The sequence below is a fragment of the Agrobacterium sp. 33MFTa1.1 genome (assembly GCF_004328495.1).
GTDB lineage: Bacteria > Pseudomonadota > Alphaproteobacteria > Rhizobiales > Rhizobiaceae > Agrobacterium > Agrobacterium pusense.
The window spans coordinates 24,427-42,823 of record NZ_CP036360.1 but is presented as its reverse complement, the minus strand read 5'-3'; the positions used below and the strand labels follow the sequence as shown (position 1 = coordinate 42,823).

The window sequence follows — 18,397 nt, the reverse complement described above, 5'->3', positions numbered from 1 at the left end:
TCGTGGCGCCCACAACGATTGCATTTGATCTTGGTGGCACCAAGATCGACATCTGCCGGATGACAAAGGCCGGCGAAATCCTGTCGCGCAAGAGTGTCGCAACCGCCAGCCTTGGACCTGGCGAACCGAGCTTTCTTGAACGGGCCTTCCACCTGTTCCACGACAACGTCTGCGACAGCGACGACAAGATCGGCCTGAGCTGGAATGCTCCTGTCCATCAAGGTCGCCTGACCCAGAGCTCGCTTCTCGGTGGGCGCATCAACGTCGATCTCGCAGACCGTCTCAGACAGAAGTTTGACCGCGATATACAGGTGGAAAGCGATGTTCACGCGATGGTTCTCGGCGAATATCGCTTCGGGATTGGCCCGGCTGCCGCACCCATTCTTTTGGTCAACCTGGGTTCAGGAGCTGGAATCGGCTACCATGACGGCCAGTTGATGCGCGGCAATACCGGCGGTGCCGGTCTGGTTTGCCTGGAGAAACGCTACGTGCAGGAGGTGGGCGAGACCTTTATCCTCGATCACCTTTTGTCAGGCCGAGGCGTTGCACGTCTGTACGAAAAGCTCGCAGGTCGGGCCATGTCCGCTTCGGATGTTGCCGACGCAGCATGGGCAGGCGACGAGTTCGCTTTGAGGACTTTTGCGATCGTCGCAGACCAGTTCGGCGCTTATCTCCTGACATTGTCGCGGCTCTTCAACCCTCGCAGTATCGTTCTGGCAGGGTCCGTTTCCCGGGCGGCCCCGCTGTTTCTCGATAGAGCGAAGGCCATTCTGGAACGCGAAATCGAACCTGCTTGCCGGCCGGATTTGGTGACCGTCTCTGCGCTCGCCTCGCCGGCTTGTGTGGGTCTAGCCTGACCCAAGGAGGCACCTTGACCGGCGCAGACAAACGGCCGATCACACGACCCAAGCCGTGAATAGGGCAGCGGCCTTCAATAAGAGTTGCCTTATTCCCTTGCTCCGAACCGGGTGACAGGAAGGCGCTCAACCATTGTCGGCGAGCCGTTCGAGGTGCGCCGGAGGCTGTCCCGTTTGGGCCGGTTATGTCTGAGCGATGCCTGCGTGTTGAGGATACTAGGGCTTACTGCGGCGATTTACGGTAAGCGGGCTTCAGCTCGATTTGTTTGTCTTCTTCTTCATCGAATGGTAAAGCGGCCTAACTATTTAGTGGAGACTGCCCTACGTGCGCCGCACTTCCAGTTCACAGCTCAGTACACTCGACCTTACGGAGAGCGCGCGTGCTGTTCTTCGGACAGTGATAACCTCAGGCCCTTCTACGCGACCGCAACTCAGCGCAGCTCTCAACTTCTCTAAACCAACCATGTCTGCAGCCGTCACCGAACTGGAACGGTACCGGCTGGTGGTGCCCGCCGGGATTAACCGCGGTGGCGTTGGGCGATCATCGGTCACCTACTCGGTCGGACCAGAAGCGGGCGTCGTGATCGGTATAGACTGCGGCACGACGCAGATCCACGCAATCGTTTGCTCCGTCGATGGAACCAAAATTGCTGAAGTTGAGAAGCCATCTCGCGCGGTTCTAGGCGGCGAGCGGTTCGAAGCGTTGCGGTCTGTCATTGAGGAGGTTCTGCGACAATGCCCGGACCAGGCACCGTTTCTGCGTACGGTGGTGATCGCGTTGCCCAATATCATCTCGCCCAATCTCGAGCGTTTGCCTGAGCGAGATCGTTTCTTGCTCGCCGCAGAGCGGATCTGCCAAGTGTACCGGGTTCCAGTGCTGCTGGAAAACAATGTCAACTGCGCCGCCCTTGCAGAATATCACTACGGCGCTGCAAAAGAGCATTCTTTTGCGGTTTACATGCAGATCGGCGTTAAGGTCGGTGTCGGCATTGTCATTGACGGAAAGCTGTTCCGGGGCTTCAAGGGCGGTGCGGGTGAAGTGGGACACCTCCCCTTTCCATGGTCGGAGGGTGAGCAACCGCGCCCTTCGCACGTCGAAACCTATCTCGGTTCTGCTGCGCTTGTGGAGCGGGCTCGGGCCAGGTGGGGCGAGGGTGGAAGTCCTCCCAGAGATACAAACGAACTGTTTTTGAGGGCGCAGCAGGGCGAGCCTGCAGCGCACGTCGCCGTCGAGAAGCATGGTCGCGATATCGGCAACCTTGCGGCAGCTTGTGTCAGCCTTCTCGATCCGGAACTTATTGTCGTCGGAGGCGGCGTCGGCCAGAACGCGGTTCTTCTTCCGGTCATCAACAAAGTGGTCGAGCAACTATGCTGGCCGGTAGAGATTGTGACCGGTGAATTGTCAAACCGGGCGACGGTGCTGGGAGCCGTTCGCCTTGCCATGGATTTCACCCTGGCAAGGCTTCTCGGTGAGGAAGCGAAGGCTGCCTTCATCTGCGAGGCGTGATCAGATGTCGCGCTTTGTGTCGGTCTGCCTGTAGCGGAAGTTGCAGACCGGCAGGCCCGCATCCTCAGAAAGTGTGGCGGTCAGAAGCTGCACCGGGATCGCCTGCAGAATGGCGTTGCCGATCTCCGTCGAGAACGAAGGAACCGTGATCACAACGAGGTTCTCCGCGTCACTAACATCGGTGCGCGTCGTAATCAGGACGGACGGGATGCCGAAGCCGGCGAGATCAACAGCCAGCTTAACCTCTCGGCTGTCGCCAAACAGGATTACGCCACTGCGACTGTCGTTCGGCTCCATAGGTCCATGCAGAAAGTTCAGCGTGTCCCAATCCTGGGCTGCGACCCTTGCTGCCTCGCGGATCAGCAAGGCCGCGTAACCGGCCGTGCCATAGGCACACCCGGCACCGACGCAATCAATCGACCTCTTGCCTGCTAGCAGGCGGGCAGCTTTGTCCGCCTGTGGACGGCTTTGCTCAAGAACCTGTGCAGCAAGCGCAGGCAGTTCGTGCCAGTCCGCGTTTGACGACCTTCCCGCCTTGTCCGCCAACAGCGCTGCAGTCATCAGCGAACCCAAATAGCTCGTTGTGTTCGGCCCGCTGTCGGCTCCACTGTTTGTGGGAATCATGTGCTTGACGACGCGCGAGATTGGCGTCCCATCAGCCTTGGCAATGCCGTAGGTCTCTGCTTGCGGACGCAGTTCCATGGCACGGGCAGGCTCCTCACTTCGTCCGGAAGCGGAGAAGGCAATATATGCCTTACCAGCATCAATCGCCGGATCATAAAGATCCGTACCGGCAAGCGCGAAAGCCCGCAGCCCCTGACTCCGCATCTGGGCGGCGGCGACGATTGCGGCATACAGGCTGGCGCCTATACCTGCGAGGACGACCGGACCTTCCTTGATTGGCTGGACATCAAGTGTCTCCAGCCGGGTTGATACGGCCTCAATGCAGGATGTAAGGGCGCCGGGTTGCAAGGCGATGGCGTCGCGATAGAGCTCTCTGTCGTTCATTTTCGATTCCGTTATGTTGCAAAGGTGTTGGCCGGAAGTCCTGGTCCCGGCCACAGTCGTCGTCAATCAATCGAGCTTGAGGTAGTCGGCGAACCGGGCGGCGTCGTTGATCGTCACCTTGTCGAGCTTGTTTTCTCCAAGTCCCCACTTGTCGAAGATCTTGGCGTAGCTGCCATCATCGATCATGGACTGCATGGTGGCTGCAAGCGCGTCCCGAAGCTGCGGATTTTCCTTGCTGACGATCATCGCTTGATAGCCAACGGCATATTGAGCACCAGGGACCAGCTCAAGCTTCTTGCTGCCAGCTGGCTCATGCTGCAGGCTGTAGGTTGCAACGCCGGTCGTATCCATGGATGCATCGACACGACCGCTCTGCAGGGCGATCTTGATCTGGTCGTTGGATGGGAACTGCATCACCGTCAGCGGCTTATCCGCAGGGCAAAGCTCCTTCTGCTTGTCAAGAAGTTGCAGCGGGATCGATCCCTGGACGGCGCCAGCCTTAAGACCACACGTATCTTTGAGCTTGTGGATGCCCTTCGGGTTGCCCTCGAGGACGACGATGCTGGTTCCCTCGAGCATGTAGTTTACAACGTCGGTGATTTTTTCGCGTTCGGCGAAATCTCCCATGGCCGACATGCCGAGGTCGAAGCGCCCCGCTTGAATGCCTGGGATGATGCTTGCAAATTGCGCCGGCATGTCGGTGAATTTGACACCGAGGCGTACACCCATCTCGTCGCGCAGATCTTTCTCAAGGCCGATGATGGTTTTGTTGTCCTCGGCGTAGAAGTCATAGGGAGGCGTTTGAGGCTCCGTGCCGACCTTGATCTCGGCGGCGGACTTTATCTTCTCGGGCAGCATGTCATGCAGCTTCTGGTCGAGGCCGGCGGCAAACCCCTGCCCTACCATCAGCGATGCAACGGCTGCAGCCGCTAGAAATCTGATCTTCCCTTTCATGTCATTCCCCTTTTCCTGAATGCACGTGAAGGACGTGCCACCTAGTGTCGCGACTGCATCTTCCTCAGTGCATTCGCTTGAGAAACGTTCGTGTTCTTTCCTGCTGCGGGTTGTCGATGACATCCCGCGCCGGCCCCTCCTCGACAACCACACCCTGGTCCATGAAGACCACGCGGTCGGCTACATCGCGGGCGAAAGCCATCTCGTGTGTAACCACGATCATAGTCATCCCATCAGCTGCAAGTTTACGCATGACTCCCAGCACTTCCCCGACCAGCTCGGGATCGAGCGCTGAGGTTGGCTCATCAAACAGCATCAGCTTGGGATCCATAGCCAGAGCACGGGCAATCGCCACGCGCTGCTGCTGCCCGCCGGACAACTGGTTAGGGTAGGCCTGCTCCCGCCCCTCCAGATCCACCATCTTGAGCAACTCCTTCGCGCGCGCGACGGCGGTGTCCTTTGACTGACCCCGGTTGAGGATCGGCGCCTGGGAAATGTTGGTGAGGACATTTTGGTGGGCGAACAGGTTGAAGCGTTGGAAGACCATGCCGATGTCCCGGCGCTGAACTGCTAGCTCCCTGCCGCTCATCTCATGCAGGGCTCCACCGCGCTCGTGATAGCCGATCAGTTGACCGTCTACGAGAATTCGCCCCCGCGTCATGCGCTCCAAGTGGTTTATGCAGCGCAGGAAGGTCGACTTGCCACTTCCCGAAGGTCCGAGGAGGCAGACTACCTCGCCCTTTCGTACGGAGAGGTTGATACCCTTGAGAACCTCCAGAGGACCGAACGATTTGTGAACGTCGATGGCTTCAACGACGTTGGAAGCTGTTTGCGTATGAGCGTTCAACCCTTTGTTCCTTCTGCTCGCATGACACGAAGCGCAGCGCGCCAGGGCCCCATCGGCTGCCGGCTGGACCTGCCGAAATGTTGTTCGATCATGTATTGGAGAGCGGATGCGATGGTGGTCATGAGCAGGTACCAGAGGCTGGCCACGATCAAAAGTTCGATGATCAGAAAGTTACGGGCATAGATGTTTTGCGCACGGGTCAGGAGATCCTGAGCTGCCACTACGGACACGAGAGATGTCGTTTTCAGCATCGATATCGTTTGATTGCCGATCGGCGGAATGATTACTCGCAGCGCCTGAGGGAAGATTATGCGGATCATCGCCTGGGTCGGCGTATATCCCAGCGCTTTGGCAGCTTCGTATTGGCCGTCGTCGATCGCGAGCAACCCTCCGCGGATGATCTCCGCCATGTAAGCGGCTTCATTGAGGCTGAGCGCCAAGAGCGCCGCTACGAAAGCCGTGACAACGACGTTGGTATCCATCTGAAAAAACCCGACGTCGATGCTTGGGATGAAGAGCTGAATGTTGAACCAGAAGATGATCTGGACGAGCAACGGCGTGCCGCGGAAGAACCAGATATAGAGGCTCGCAAAGCCTGATAGAACCGGGTTCGTGGCAAGGCGCATCGTCGCCAGGATGGCACCAGCCACAATGCTGATAACCATAGATAGGATGGTGAACAGGATTGTCAGACGGATCCCATCAAGGATCGTCTCGTCGAAGACATACTGCGGGATTGTTGACCAGCTGATGTGTCGGCTGGTGGCTACCATGTAGATCGCGAAGCCGACGATCGCGATCAAGAAGACGGCAACGAGCCGCTGCCCCCAATGCCGCGCGGGGATGATGTTCTCGGCGCTCATGTTACTCTCCCGTTATTATGCAATTCCTGACGTCCGGCCGAATGCGGCAGGGGAAGCCTTGGCGGGCGGTGACCAGCGGCCAGCTCGCGTGCAAGATGCAGAGCGCCAAACACCGGCGGCTTCGATAACAGAGTGGCCGCTGCAGTGGGTACTCTCCGTGCCAGCGCTTCCTCGAAGGCGTTGAAAAGCCTGATCTGGCTGCTGATCACGCCACCCGCAGCAACAACGTCGCTGCCGATGGCTCCGCGACCCACCAGTTGCTCGACTAGATTGGCGAGCGCCTCACCGCCCCTGACAACTACGCTTTCGGCAAGTTCCGATCCCGCATCCGCCGCTTCGAAAACAAGGTGTGCCAGGCTGCCTATACGCGCGGCAGATCCAAGGTCTCCCAGGGCACGACCGATGTCGACAGGACCGCCTACGCCAAGTGCCTCGATGAGCATAACGCCAAGCGGATCCAACACCTCGGATTGATCTAGCCGAGCTCGCACTGCACGCGCGGCGTCGCGCACCAGACCGCTCGCGCTGCCCTCGTCGCCAAGAAACCAGCCCCAACCGCCCGCTGCCATCATTTTGCGGTCGACACCCCGAGACACCGCAATCGAACCCGTGCCGGCAATCAGCGATATGCCACTGCGTTTGGCAGAAGCCGGAAGCAACAGCTCGGAATCGTTCAGCACCAGGACTGTTCCAGCCATCTGCCCAGAAATAAGCGCCTGCAGGTTAAGGCAGTCGGTGTCGGTATCGCATCCATGCGCGCCAATGGCGACGGCGTCAGGTTGTCCAGCCGATAAGGCCCAGAGAAGTTCGAGCAGAGCACGCGAGTCAGCCAGCGCGTCCCTGCGCGTTCGCCATTCAGTGGTTTCCACCACCTGCTCACGGACAACGCCACCCCTCGTCTGAACTGCCAGATGAGTTTTCGTCCCACCGATATCGATACCTGCTATCATCGCCTATCCTTTTGTTAGGTAAGTTACCTAATTATTTGGAAGGCGCAAGCAGTATTTTCTGGCCTTTGCGGATCTCGAAACTACGAAAGGGCGGTGAGTAATCGGCGAGACGTTTCTCTCGCTACCGGAAGGGTGGTTCTTTATCCAGCTCAATGCCATCATCCCCCTCGGCACAGTGCTTCACAACCACCTGCAATTGCTGGGGAGGGTCATGAAATCCAAATCGCGATGAGAAGCGGTCGATGGTTCGGCGGTTCAGGGAACATGTTCTGCCGATGATGGGCAAACAACTTCTGCCCGTCGTTGGAGCGCTCCACGCTTTCGGCTGCCTCGGAGGCCCATCGTCGAATGGAACCCGGGGGCGTTTTCGGCAAAATCGTGCTCGGCGACTTTCATCTGTGACGGCGGGGCGCGGTTCCCCGCTCTTGAAAGGACTCGAACCGCCGACTCCTCGTTTGGCCGATGGGACCGCGGAGAATATCCGTGAAAAGGCAGCTACTTACTCTCGGAAACGGCTGATATGGCGCCGTTATCTGCCTGACAGGTATCGGCGGGGAATTCGAGAAAGCTGGCATCCAACGTCCGATAGGAATGCAGTCCACGCGGCATTCGCGCAGGTTCAATCGAATACGGGGAGAAGGCAAATCAGCGAGAGCCCTCTTTTATGTGCCTTATTTAGTGGACTTGCTAGGTTTGAGGGACGGTGTATTCCCTGGCGTACTTTTGTTATCACGGCGGCGCTGATCCGGTTTCCCTGTGGATTTCGCTATCGGCTTTGGTCCTGGTTTAAGTGCCATGAATGCTCTCCTTTTTGATTAAGAAAATAAGCCTGCGCGTACCTTATGACTTGGACTTAGGAAACAGCAATACTGTATAACAGTCCACACTAGTTCTGGCTGAAGTCAAGGCCCAGTGTGTATTCATACAGTGGCAACACCCCACGAAAATCGGCAGGCCGGGCCGGAGGCGCTTTGCCTCACTTTCCCTGTCAGCGTCGGCGCGTGCGGACGAGGGCTTTCAGGGCGGTTACGGAAACGCACGGACGACCGATTTGAAGGCACAAAGCTGCCATCGAACGGGGCAGCAGTTGACTTGAAGACGCATTTTCCCGAACTCTTTACGCCCTGATCGGGCGAGGTCCAACGAGACGACCAGCCACTGCCCTCCAAAGAAACCGGCGGGATCAGTCCAAACAATGTAACCTGTGTTCTGCCCCCACATTGCCGGCTGTCGCCTGATCTGGGAGCGACATTCCATGGATGAGCGACAGGGAGTTTCTCCACGGAGAGTACGTTGGAGGTTCTCACAACCGGAAAGCCTGGACGCGAGGTTCATCGACATTGGCTCGACGAGGTCAAGGCCCGGATTGTTTCGGATGGTCCAACTGCTGGGGTCTGCCCGGCAACCGAGTCTCAGCGCGATCCTCAAATCGTCATTTGCATCAGCGACGCCGTAGACCGATTACAAACCGTTCTGACGGGCCAGCTTCGATGGTCGGAGATCATTGGCTCGCATCAACTGCGTAATGAAATTTTCAGAAGCGAAGCCATCTCTCTGCACTGGCGCGGATTGCCTTAGCGGTGGTGAGTTGTTCTGCCTGGAAGATCCTGGCTACCGGGGTAGCGAGACGCTCTACGACCTCCGGCCAATCGTCTACCAGTGCAGCCAATGGGAAGCTGGCGCTGACTTTTCTTCTGTCAGCCTGGGCCTCCGCGCCAAATGACCTCACATATCCTCTGTACGTGCCCCCCCGACGACCCGTGAGGCCTGTGACTTCGCAGATGAATGAAACACTTTCGGCGTGCTCAATGCGTACGCCCAGAGCTTGGGCATGACGAACGATCTCAGCAACATTCTGAGCAAACAAATCCACGTCGAACAACGAGCCGGAAGGAATGCCTTTCTCCTGGTGAAAACTTGAGTCTTCCCAGTATTCCCGAAGAAGGCTCGCCTTGCCGGACGGACTGATCCTCCAAAAGTCTCTACCTAACATTTTTGGGTCTTTACCGAGGGAACATTCGATAAAGTCGCCTTCACCTTCGCCTGACGCCGCGTCTGTTTGCCAGTATTCGCCACCAGGAGCCCCGAATGGAAAAAACATGCTCCACCCAGTGTTAACCCGATCATGCACTTCGTTGTTGACTTCAGCGAGAAGGCGCAGGAACGAGCTCTCAGGGAGGTGGCCTTCAGGCGTTATGACGTAAGTGAACTGCTTCCAGCCAGTCCTGTAGGGACTTTTTTCGCCAAGTCCTGAGACGGCGTTGAGAGCCGCCTGTTGCGTGGCTTCGTGCCATAGAGTGGCTTTGTCTTCCTGCGGCGGCTGGGTAGGTGCCAGCGCACCGTGCAGGGCCGCGAACAATGCCTGCCGATCGTGAATCGTACACCGACGGATCAGGGGCGCCCACTCTGTCGCGGATGAAATCGCCTCGCTCGAAGGGCCCACCTTACGGATGTAATAAGAACCTTTGACAATGCCGATAGCCTTGCCGCGATCCTCGGGACCGCCTGCCTTGGCGCATATCGGCGCCGCCCCATGAGGAGGCACGACAATGACACTGTGGTCCTGTCCCCTTCCCGACCTCACTAAACGAACATCACACTGAAACGCTGGCTCGAGATATTTTTTGACGATTGATGAAACTGTGTCTCTGTCGAGCGGTAAAACTGTTGAAGGGTCGCATGGGCTAAAATCGTCGTTGAAACCAAAAACAACAACTCCACCTCCATGATTGGCAAGCGCGGCGATATGGCGTGCCAGACTTGCCCGTTGCCTGTCGTCCTTCAGATCCAGCGACGATTTAAGCTCGACCTCGAGGGACTCCACAGGATTGTCCACCAACCTCTGAAGCTCGTCCAGCATTCAACTCTCCCTAAATTGTCGATACCCAGCCCGCCCCGTCGTCCCCTGAGGAGACGACCTGTTGCCGAATTTCGTTGATCCACACGTGGACTACCCGGAAACCGTCAGAGTTGAAATGAAGCCGCCAACGGAACGATTCTGATCATATATGCGCAACGGTAGGTCAGCCTTCGGCATCAGCACCCGCCCAACCTCGACCGCGGCCGAATTCGGAACTGCTGGGAAAACGTTGATCGTAGCCTTCTCTCCGTGAACGGCCTTGATACGATCGAGCAGCCGGCGAAGATGTCGCTTGAACTCAACCAGATCTTCCGGGCGCCGCATGATGTCATTGTGTGGATTTTCGGCGGTCAAGGACCAGATTGCAACATCGTCGCCGAGCACAGCGCGAATCCGATCATCAGTGATGGTTGCGCTAAGCGCGAGCTTGAGCGCGACGGGCGCATCGGGCGGACCGGATTGTTCTGCGGTTTGGAACGTTATCGCTGGCTGTCCGGGTTGCCAGCGCCATGTCGCCGGCTCGCGGTATCGCTGGTGGACCGTGACTGGAACAATATCACCTATTAGATGCCCGAGCTCAATGAGCAACGGTTGCGGCGCGAGCGCGAAGACGCTGAGCTGCGTTATCTCTTTTTGCTCAATACGCTCTTTCACCTTCCGGATAAAAACGCGCCTCAAGTTCTCCTGCTGGACCGTCCAGTAACTCACTTCATGATCGGCATAATCGGATCCGACCAGCTCGATGTCGATCGTCCGGCCCTCTGCCGGGTGTCTGTCCGGCGGCATTGCCATGAAAATCGACCGGGTTGAAACCAAGGCGTCTCGCTGGCCGATGTCCGCGGCGAACCTGAGCACGTGAGCAGCTCGTTCCTGGGCCATTCCGGTCACAATAGCGATCCGGTCCTCATGCTCGGCCTTCATCTCCAGAAGAACATCCTCCGGATGATCCGCGAGATAATCGACATCGACGCCCTTATGGTGTTTTGCACAAAGCAACATGAGATTGCTCAGGTCCTTTGCGAGCAAGGGCGAGCGGATCACGTCACCACGGGGCCCCTCGGCGCTGTCGGCAACGATGTGAGCGATGAAACCAAACTTGCCATCCTCCCGCCCGGCGATGAGGTCGCCAATAAGTTCCTCGTTGCAACCGCGGTACTCGCAGCGCCCAGCGGCCTTCGACCAAAGGGCCACTTGAATTTTATCCGGAATATGTGTTTTTGCCATGGTGAAATTCCGCTCGAGTTCAGTATAGTGTTCACGTTTTATCCTCAAAGCTCAACCGCGCATTTTGACAATCCACATGCGGCGCCTGGGCTCACCTGGGAGGCTGTTAGTGGACAAGCAGACGCGTACCCGCGAAAGCGAGGAATTCCTTGAAGATCTTGCCGAAGAACTGAGCGTGCCACCAAGCCGGTACGAGCAGGCCGAGCGCAGCTACAAGTCATTGGGTGACTGGCTTCACCGCGACGCATCAACGGTCCGCCAGTACGGCCCGAAGGTCTACGTCCAGGGGTCCTTCCGCCTCGGCACGACCATCCGGCCCGCCAACGAGGCCGAGGAATACGACGTCGATTCCGTTTGCGAGCTTCAGAAGTTGGGCAAGTCCTCGCTGACGCAGCAGCAGCTCAAGACCCTCCTCGGTGTGGAGATCGAAGCCTATCGCAATGCGCAGAACATGAACAAGCCGCTTCGTGAGGGTCGCCGTTGTTGGGTCCTCGACTATGCTGATGACGCGCAGTTCCACATGGATGTGGTGCCTGCCGTTCCGAATGGCCAAGGCGCCCGCATCCTGCTGGAATCCCGCGGCCTCGACGCCCGCTGGACCACAACCGCGATCGCCATCACTGACAAGGAGGGTGCGACCTACGCCGCCGTCACGGATGACTGGCCGCGCTCGAATCCTAAGGGCTACTGCGAGTGGTTCAAGAGCCGGATGGCGGCTGCTCTCGAACGACGCAAACGCATGCTCGCCGAAAGCGTGAAGGCGAGCGTCGAAGATATTCCCGACTATAAAGTCCGAACGCCTCTTCAGGCTGCGATCATGATCCTCAAACGACACCGAGATTATACCTTCGCGGGTCGCAAGGAAGACCGACCGATCTCCGTCATCATCACCACGCTCGCGGCACACTCCTACAATGGCGAAGAGACAATCGGCGAAGCGCTCGCGGTCATTCTTGCAGGCATGGACAAGCACATCTTGTGGCACGACAACCGCTACTGGATCCCAAACCCAACTGACCCGCTCGAAAACTTTGCCGACAAATGGGCGGAGCACCCCGAGCGAGCGACCGCCTTTGCCGAATGGCTACAGAAGGCCAGGACGGAATTCGCCACGGCAGCCCATTCCAGCGACAGGACGGTGATCACCGAGACGATCGGGCGTGGCGTCGGCGGTTCGCTTGCCGATCGCGCGGCACGTCGCCGCCAACTACCGGCACGATCCCCGCTGCTAAAAACCGCATCGGTCGCGCCGGCGACCGCAGGCCTCTCTTTTCCGGACAAAAGCCGTGTTCCGACGAAGCCACAGGGGTTCGGCGGCGCGGAATGATCTGGTGGCTCGAAAACCCGGCACGTGCGCGATCCGAGCGCCAGAGCGTCGCTGATCTCGCAGAACGCGTTAGTTGGCTCAGAGGAGTGCGCTGGTATCTCTCGGAAGGCGCCGCGTTCGCTGTCGACTTCGAGATTGAACACAACGGTGACAGCATTCCGCTCACGATGACCTATGCGGAATTCCACCCGAATGCCCCGCCCATCGTCGTGCCTCGAGACGGCAGCCGCCTCTCCAGCCACCAGTATGGCGCCGGCGGAAACCTTTGCCTCGAATATCGCGCCGACAACTGGGAGACAACGATCATCGGCGCGATGATGATCGAAAGCGCGCGTCGCCTGATCGTCGGTGAGCGCGATGGCGATGGTCCCGAACTGCCATCAGCGCATGCTGTTTCTCTCGGCCAAAGCGTCCGGGGCTCATACTTCCGCTTTCTGCTGACGCAAGCTACCGAAGAGCGCCTGAAGGCAATCGAACCCGGTCAGTCGATCGAAATCGGCATTGCAGAAAAGTATCACGCGGAAACCTTCACCGTGACGGTCGCCGAGATCGATGGCGTCGTCGGTGCGCGCGCATGGCCTGCCGGCATTCGCGAAACCACGAAGCGCGGCCTTGCCATCCGACTGCCGCAGGGAACGGCGATGCCGGCAGCAGCGCAGGAGAGCATCGCAAACCTGCTCGGTGATCTCGGCTTCGCGCCCCTCCGCGAGAAAGCGATCGCAGCCAGCGGCGACATGGACCTAGTGCTGGTGTCCGACACGGAGATCGCCCATTTCTACGCCTATGACGGCAGCCAGAAGCGCTACTTCGGTCGCTCCCAGATTCTGAAGGTCGCCCCCAGCAGCCGGCTCCCGAACGACTATGCCGTCCTGGCTGGAAAGAGCGCCGGCATTGTTGGGTGCGGCTCCCTTGGCTCTAAGGTCGCCGCGATGCTGGCGCGCGCAGGGGTGCGAAAATTTACGCTCGTTGATGATGACGTCATGTTCGCGGAGAACCTGGTACGCAACGAGCTCGGCGCTGCAGCGGCGGGCGCTCACAAAGCCGACGCTGTTCGCGGCCGCCTTATAGAGATCGTCGGAACAATCGATGTCACTGTCCGGCGTGTGGCGCTGGGCGGCCAAGAAAGCGCCGATTCCACCGACTCGGTGATGTCGGCGTTGCGCGACTGTGACATAATCATCGACGCCAGCGCCGACGCTCATTGCTTCAACTTCTGTGCCGCGGTCGCTAAAGAAAGCCTGAAGCCGTTCGTCTGGGGAGAGGTGTTCGCCGGTGGAATTGGCGGCCTCGTCGCGCGCGTCCGGTCCAGCCATGAGCCCGAACCGCAAGCGGCCCGCAACCAGATCAATGCTTGGTGTAACAGCCACGGCGTCCCCGCCCCGCTCGCCGGCGTCGCGGTACCATACGCAGCGGCAGCCGGGAGCGGCGACCCCCTTGTGGCCGACGATGCGGAAGTGTCCGTCATCGCAGGCCATCTGGCGCGGCTCGCGACCGACGCGCTCACGCGACCGGAAGATAGCGCTTTTCCCGTACCGGCGTATGCGATCGGCCTCCGCACAGCTTGGATTTTCTCCCAGCCGTTCGAGACGTGGCCGATCGAACTCGCCGGCTCCGAGCCTTGGAAGGTCGAACAGGACCCCGCCTCTGTCGCAGAGAGCCTTGCTTTATTGCGCGAGCTTATGCCGAAAGCATTCGATGATCACGATCAGCCTTCCAAGTGAGCAACGAGCGGGGCTTCGCAGACACCTGAGGCGCGCCGGCCGGCGCGAAATCGGCGGCATCCTCATGGGTGAGCAGGTCGCACCGGACCATTTTCGGATCGTCGACTTCTCCGTGGACAACAAGACTGGGACAGCCGCCCATTTCGTTCGTAGCCCCGAGCATCATGCAGAAGCGCTCAAAGAATTCTTTCAAAAAACTGCCCACGACTTCAAGCGCTTCAACTACCTCGGCGAATGGCATTCCCATCCCAGTTTCCCCGTCCGGCCAAGCCAAGAGGATCTCATGTCGATGCAAAACCTTGTCGACGGTGAGCGCGACATCGATTTTTCAGCGCTGCTGATCGTTAGATTACGATACTTTATGATGCTCGAGGCCAGGTCATATATGTTTGTAAGACACGCGACTCCCATAAAAGCAGCGCTCGTCATGACTTAAGAGCTATGGCGCTCATCGATACGGGAGAGAGCTCGCGCGAAAACGAGCGGAGGTGAGAGACTCACTACGCTCCCGCCGGGAGCCCAAACATTTAGCACTGTGCAGCGCCAATCGCGCACCGATGAAAGAGTCCCAGGGATCTGCAGTCTTTCGGTCGACGGCTGCACGAAAGGGCAAAACGACGTCCACCGGGCTAGCTCCCGGCATAGGGTATCCCTGGCAAAGACCAGTCCTGCCACACTTCATCCAAGGCTTGTCGTTCATCGTGTCGATCGGTGCACGTGCGCGCCAGTCGATAAAGATTCTCAAGGCGTTGACGCTTCGTCGCGTCATCGGCAGGCGGCTGGAACGAGACATTTATCCGGGATCGCCACTTTTCGAAGGTCGCTCTTTCTACAGGCTCAAATTCGTCGATGGCGATTGCAACTGGAATGGCTAATCCGGTGGAACCCGGCATGTACATAAGCGGTAGGATTCGAAACACGAGACTGTGTAGTGCCTTGTCTTCGGTGATCACCACAGGTTGGCCATGAGGTTTGCGGTTTTGGATGTCACGCACAGGCCAGAAATAGAACAGCGCAAGGTCAAGTGCGCGGTTCCGCAGGTACGGTATATTGATGTGGTTCTCTTCGCCCTTTTTACCGGGCTGAAACGAGAAAAATCTTTGGACGTGCGAATACGCGCGATCGGAATCTCCGGTTAGCTTCACATCTTGACGAGACCTGAGATAGAGCGATAGCGCACCGAGGCTTAGGAGCGCGGATGCGCGCGGCACCTGCGCAGAGCTGATCTCGGCAAGCCGGAGCATGCCTTCTTCAGCGGTCCGCAACTCCATGATTTTTTTTAAAATTGCGACGTAATAGAAAATCAATGTCCACTGATAGGACAGTGTCTTGTGGCCTTTCTTGAGTTCATCAGCCTTTTCAACGGCATAATGTTCTGGAAGGTCTAGACCACCTTGTCTGTAGCGCTCCGCTATCACCTGTATTTGCTCTGCCGTATCTTCGCGGAAGGCCGGGCTTGCAAGCCACTTTTCAGCAAGAGCCGGAAAAAGGTCGACCGAGAATTCGATAGTCGACCATTGTTGGCGGAAACTGGTGAGCCACTGCGTGCGTTCGAGGCGGTTGCTATCCACGGCGATTTCCCATGGCCCGCTACCGACCCGAACGTTGTAGTATGGCCAGATTAATGCGCTTCCGTCCGACAAGCGAACAACGCGTTCGCTGTGGGGCACGGGGGTCTCACTCGTTTCAAACATGTCGGGTGTCTTTCATTTTCTTTTCAATCGCGCTCAAAGCGCCTGTATTCTAATAGGGTGGGCGGGCGGTAGCAGCCCGGCAGAATAAGCAGCAACCGAAAAGCAAGCGCCAGCGGATCGAAATCACACTAGGGTTAATTGAAGATGATGCCGGCACCTTGAACTTCGAAGAGGCAAGAAGTTCGTTGGCATATGAGACGTCGCTCCCGAACGCCAACCACGGTGTCATCGGCTCTAGCCAATGTGGATATCCTCAGGTGCAGACTGAAGTGCCGAAGATGCCATAAGGCAGGTCACTCCGGCCACGCGCACCAATCCAAACGCCCCGTCTCGCGCCGATTTTTTTCGTTTCGGCAGATCTTGAAGGTCCTCATGGCCGATCATACATTTTATGTGCTGGCGGACGCGCCGGCGCCTACGAACCTGTTGAAGCTCTGAAGATCTGTCTCTGAAAAAAACGCTTAAGTCTGAAAACGCTCCTAGGTCTCAACGAACCAACGTCAAGTCGAATCTTACCGTGAAACTGGACCAAACGCTGAAAACGTATCGCTGAAGAAAACGCCCTCTGAAAACGCGCTCACGAACCTGCTCTTAAAACGAATCTACGCTCTCACGAACAAACGAACACTAGAGGTGCCGCCCGGTCGGCCGGCTGGAAGTACCTCTCCGAAATGCCCGAACTGACTTCGAGAAGTTTCCTCATCAATCCATTAGGGTTCCTGAGGGCGCCAGCAGGACCGGAGACGCCAATATGCGTGTACGGTTGGAAGTTGAAGGTCAGGTGGAGCTGCGGACGATCTACTGGATTGTCGCATTCATCCTAGCCTACTTCATGTAAGATATCGACTGAGACGGAGGGGCCGGTGAGAACCGGCCCTTCCTATTTTTGGTCGGTGATCAAGCTCGCAACCGACGGAGTGAAAGGGGAGAACCCGTTCCTTTCCTACTTCAGGGATAACCCCGAGGTGGTGGAAAAGCTTGACTATCACAAGGCCGAGCTGAAGGCCTTCACCGACCAGTACAGCATCCTGACCAACTTCGATAAGTTCAAGATGGCGGGGATGGAGAACGAGTACCGCTCGATCTACAACAGCTTGTGTAACGACAGCCATAACAACATCAGGGCGCTGACGTCCCGGCATTTTCGCGTCCATGATAAGGGTCACGAGCTGGTCATATTTGACAAGCCCAGCCGGGAAGATCTAGCCGCGACGCTGGATTCCTTCATCGCCATCCTGAACCAGTCGAATTACATCATGCACGACTACTTCAGGTCGGATGAAGCGGTGAAAGAAAAGCTCTCAGCTTTCAAGCGATACCGGGAGGAGAAGGGTTTGTCGTGGTTGGATGAGCTGGACGCGTAGGCTCCATCGCCAGCGAAAAGTATTCGCCGCTGCTCATGCCTTCCCTCACCTCTTCCAGATAGGTGTGATCCACCCCATAAACCTTTTCCCGCGCCTGGGCGACGATGACCTTGTTTGTCCCGGCCACCACCGCATGTGGTGCAGCCATCGAAAGCGCATCATTGAAACGGGTTTTGGCTATCGTGAACAGCTTGTCAGGGCTGATCGGAATGGCGACATGCCCGTTTGGCCCGCCGAGCCCTGACGTCATGATGAGCGGGCGATCACAGGTCAGGAGGCGGCGGTTTGCCGTCTGCACATCCGTCACCATCCAATCCATGCCCACCAGCGTGTCCAGAACCTTCCTGTTCTGCGCCAGCCTTGTGCTGACGATAATCGCCGACAGCTCCGGCATATCTAGATTAGCCTGCCTTAAAGCCTCCTCAGCCCTCTCCGGCATTCCTTCCTTGCGAATGCGGCGCCAGATCTCCTCCGTTTTCGCGTCGGGCGTGGAAAAGTCCCGCCTCATCCGCTCCTTGAATTTGGCAATTTCGGCGGGATTACGCATGCCGAGCCATAGGAGGAACCGCGCCCACTCATACTTCTCCTTATCAGTCAGAGGCTCAGCCCGCAGCAGCTTGTCCCGCACCTTGGCGGCGGAGGTGTCTACTCCCTGATTAAAGATCCGCTCGACGTTCTGTTTCGTCTCCTCGGTCGCGCCAGGGAGCGTGTAGAGGTTCGACACCCTGCCCGTCTTCTGCGTTACCCAGCGGCGTGAGCGGATTTCCATCGTCGGCGGGACACGACCATACTCCACTAGCTTCCGGTCTGTCTTGCTCAGCCAAGGCCGCAGATAGAGTTGCGGTATAAAATGATGGTCTTCTGCGCCTGCGGCCACGGATGCCCCTCCAAGAGGAATTCCCTGCCTTTATATCACTTGCTCCAGCAGCAGAAAGGTAAACGAGCATTTTTGACAAAGCGAAAATGCGCAAAATGATTCCCACTGTTTCCGCCTTAATTTTGCGTTACCATGGTTGAAATCATTGGCATTTTAGCTTCACAAGTTGACAAATCCTTACATCCCATTTTGGGTCATGCAAATGAAACGCGACTAAAAATTAAGAGTTGAAGCATAGCATCTGACTCGCAAGCAAAGTTGCTTGCTCCCAACTGAGGCCACTGCTATGAGAATAACAGCGCTTTTCAAGCGGCTCTTCCTTGCGTCCATTTTTCTGTTTGTAA

The 18,397-nt window shown here is 57.6% G+C and carries 15 protein-coding genes; 6 read left to right on the top strand and 9 right to left on the bottom strand.

Annotation, left to right across the window (positions count from 1 at the left end):
* The first annotated feature begins 2 nt into the window (after positions 1-2).
* A complete protein-coding gene (locus EYD00_RS23500) occupies positions 3-857 on the top strand; it encodes an ROK family protein (RefSeq protein WP_034499284.1) in 855 nt (284 codons plus the stop codon).
* Between the two features lie 325 nt (positions 858-1,182).
* Positions 1,183-2,364: an ROK family transcriptional regulator gene (locus tag EYD00_RS23495; protein WP_131258950.1), complete on the top strand. Its 1,182-nt coding sequence runs from the start codon at positions 1,183-1,185 to the stop codon at positions 2,362-2,364.
* Here EYD00_RS23495 and EYD00_RS23490 read toward each other — a convergent pair whose 3' ends face one another.
* The 7 genes from EYD00_RS23490 to EYD00_RS23455 form a co-directional block, all read right to left on the bottom strand.
* A complete protein-coding gene (locus EYD00_RS23490) occupies positions 2,365-3,372 on the bottom strand; it encodes an SIS domain-containing protein (protein ID WP_034499283.1) in 1,008 nt (335 codons plus the stop codon).
* A 66-nt stretch (positions 3,373-3,438) separates the two neighbouring features.
* Positions 3,439-4,230 (bottom strand): ABC transporter substrate-binding protein, encoded by a 792-nt coding sequence (locus EYD00_RS23485; protein ID WP_286084907.1) that lies wholly within the window; start codon positions 4,228-4,230, stop codon positions 3,439-3,441.
* Between the two features lie 160 nt (positions 4,231-4,390).
* Positions 4,391-5,173 (bottom strand): amino acid ABC transporter ATP-binding protein, encoded by a 783-nt coding sequence (locus tag EYD00_RS23480; RefSeq protein WP_034499280.1) that lies wholly within the window; start codon positions 5,171-5,173, stop codon positions 4,391-4,393.
* A complete protein-coding gene (locus EYD00_RS23475) occupies positions 5,170-6,036 on the bottom strand; it encodes an amino acid ABC transporter permease (RefSeq protein ID WP_034499278.1) in 867 nt (288 codons plus the stop codon). Before EYD00_RS23475 ends, EYD00_RS23480 begins: the two co-directional genes overlap by 4 nt.
* Positions 6,033-6,986, bottom strand: a complete 954-nt coding sequence (locus EYD00_RS23470; protein WP_034499276.1) for an N-acetylglucosamine kinase — start codon at positions 6,984-6,986, stop codon at positions 6,033-6,035. The genes EYD00_RS23475 and EYD00_RS23470 overlap by 4 nt, the downstream gene beginning before the upstream one ends.
* Before the next feature lie 1,534 nt (positions 6,987-8,520).
* Positions 8,521-9,846, bottom strand: coding sequence for an AlbA family DNA-binding domain-containing protein (locus EYD00_RS23460; protein WP_034499273.1), 1,326 nt, complete (start codon positions 9,844-9,846; stop codon positions 8,521-8,523).
* Positions 9,847-9,936: 90 nt separating this feature from the next.
* On the bottom strand, positions 9,937-11,070 hold the full coding sequence (locus tag EYD00_RS23455) for an SAVED domain-containing protein (RefSeq protein ID WP_034499272.1): 1,134 nt from the start codon (positions 11,068-11,070) through the stop codon (positions 9,937-9,939).
* A gap of 109 nt (positions 11,071-11,179) precedes the next feature.
* On the opposite strand from EYD00_RS23455, the gene EYD00_RS23450 reads away from it, so the two are divergent.
* The 3 genes from EYD00_RS23450 to EYD00_RS23440 are packed head-to-tail and all read left to right on the top strand — an operon-like array spanning position 11,180 to position 14,554.
* Positions 11,180-12,397 (top strand): nucleotidyltransferase domain-containing protein, encoded by a 1,218-nt coding sequence (locus tag EYD00_RS23450; RefSeq protein WP_034499270.1) that lies wholly within the window; start codon positions 11,180-11,182, stop codon positions 12,395-12,397.
* Positions 12,394-14,118 carry a ThiF family adenylyltransferase gene (locus EYD00_RS23445; RefSeq protein WP_051674238.1) on the top strand — a complete coding sequence of 575 codons (1,725 nt, stop codon included), beginning with the start codon at positions 12,394-12,396 and terminating at the stop codon, positions 14,116-14,118. Before EYD00_RS23450 ends, EYD00_RS23445 begins: the two co-directional genes overlap by 4 nt.
* Positions 14,093-14,554, top strand: a complete 462-nt coding sequence (locus tag EYD00_RS23440) for a Mov34/MPN/PAD-1 family protein (protein ID WP_051674236.1) — start codon at positions 14,093-14,095, stop codon at positions 14,552-14,554. The genes EYD00_RS23445 and EYD00_RS23440 overlap by 26 nt, the downstream gene beginning before the upstream one ends.
* A gap of 193 nt (positions 14,555-14,747) precedes the next feature.
* Here EYD00_RS23440 and EYD00_RS23435 read toward each other — a convergent pair whose 3' ends face one another.
* Complete coding sequence (locus EYD00_RS23435; RefSeq protein ID WP_131258948.1) at positions 14,748-15,689, bottom strand: hypothetical protein; 942 nt, start codon at positions 15,687-15,689, stop codon at positions 14,748-14,750.
* 986 nt (positions 15,690-16,675) lie between these two features.
* On the opposite strand from EYD00_RS23435, the gene EYD00_RS23430 reads away from it, so the two are divergent.
* The gene (locus tag EYD00_RS23430; RefSeq protein WP_131258946.1) at positions 16,676-17,176 is read left to right on the top strand and encodes a DUF5677 domain-containing protein; all 501 of its coding nucleotides are present in this window, start codon (positions 16,676-16,678) and stop codon (positions 17,174-17,176) included.
* Here EYD00_RS23430 and EYD00_RS23425 read toward each other — a convergent pair.
* Entirely contained in the window at positions 17,121-18,053 is a 933-nt protein-coding gene (locus tag EYD00_RS23425; protein WP_034499265.1) for a DUF4238 domain-containing protein, read from the bottom strand. The genes EYD00_RS23430 and EYD00_RS23425 overlap by 56 nt on opposite strands.
* Between the last annotated feature and the right edge of the window lie 344 nt (positions 18,054-18,397).

What these genes read in the sequence shown, in the direction of transcription:
- EYD00_RS23490 (WP_034499283.1), bottom strand. Translation starts at nt 3,372, where the DNA reads ATGAACGACAGAGAGCTCTATCGCGACGCCATCGCCTTGCAACCCGGC.
- EYD00_RS23485 (WP_286084907.1), bottom strand. Translation starts at nt 4,230, where the DNA reads ATGCTGCCCGAGAAGATAAAGTCCGCCGCCGAGATCAAGGTCGGCACG.
- EYD00_RS23475 (WP_034499278.1), bottom strand. Translation starts at nt 6,036, where the DNA reads ATGAGCGCCGAGAACATCATCCCCGCGCGGCATTGGGGGCAGCGGCTC.
- EYD00_RS23470 (WP_034499276.1), bottom strand. Translation starts at nt 6,986, where the DNA reads ATGATAGCAGGTATCGATATCGGTGGGACGAAAACTCATCTGGCAGTT.
- EYD00_RS23460 (WP_034499273.1), bottom strand. Translation starts at nt 9,846, where the DNA reads ATGCTGGACGAGCTTCAGAGGTTGGTGGACAATCCTGTGGAGTCCCTC.
- EYD00_RS23455 (WP_034499272.1), bottom strand. Translation starts at nt 11,070, where the DNA reads ATGGCAAAAACACATATTCCGGATAAAATTCAAGTGGCCCTTTGGTCG.
- EYD00_RS23445 (WP_051674238.1), top strand. Translation starts at nt 12,394, where the DNA reads ATGATCTGGTGGCTCGAAAACCCGGCACGTGCGCGATCCGAGCGCCAG.
- EYD00_RS23440 (WP_051674236.1), top strand. Translation starts at nt 14,093, where the DNA reads ATGATCACGATCAGCCTTCCAAGTGAGCAACGAGCGGGGCTTCGCAGA.